Source organism: Streptomyces fulvoviolaceus (genome assembly GCF_000718165.1).
Classification (GTDB): domain Bacteria; phylum Actinomycetota; class Actinomycetes; order Streptomycetales; family Streptomycetaceae; genus Streptomyces; species Streptomyces fulvoviolaceus.
Genome location: NZ_JOEY01000169.1, coordinates 1 through 645, shown reverse-complemented (window position 1 = coordinate 645; position 645 = coordinate 1). Strand labels below are relative to the sequence as shown.

1 pseudogene is annotated in these 645 nt (G+C 72.7%); it reads right to left on the bottom strand.

From position 1 onward, the window contains the following. A pseudogene (locus tag IG08_RS55505) lies at window positions 1-645 on the bottom strand (IS200/IS605 family accessory protein TnpB-related protein); the annotation flags it as partial.

The window sequence follows — 645 nt, the reverse complement described above, 5'->3', positions numbered from 1 at the left end:
CCGTGCCGTGTCGTAGTGGATGCGGTAGGCGACCGCCCGGTTCGTCTCCACCCGGTCCGCCCACTCCTGGCCGCGGTGCGGGAAGCGGACCCGGCAGGCCAGCACGTACCGGCCGTGCGGGGCATTGGCCAACTCCATCAGCGGGGCCGGGAGTTTGATGCTGACCTCGCAGTCCGGGCTGATGCGGAGGGTCCGGGCTGATGCGGAGGGTCTCGTTGCCGTAGCGCTTGCCGGACTCGCCGTCGGCCTGCAAGTACCAGCGCGACGCTTCCCACCGCTTCCGCCAGTCGGCCTCGGGGAGCTGCGCGTCCGACAGGTGGCGGCGGGTGCGGGCCAGCCGTTTCCCGCCGCGTACGACGTGCACGGTCCCGGCCTCGCGGTCGGCCCGCTCGCGCTCCAGCCGGTCCTCGAGCACGTGCAGGCGACGCGTTTTGGCGTGCCACTCCCGCCTGCTGCGGTAACCGCCCGGCGCCTTCTTCGAGCCCTTGGCGCCGACCGGCAGCGCCAGCCGGTGCGCGATCGTACGGATCCCCGCCTCAAGGGACTGGAGGTGGGCGAGCTGGCCACGCCGGGCGAGCGCCCACTGATCATGCGTGGCCTTGGTGATCGAACCCGCCCACCGGGACGACGACACAGCCGTCAGGC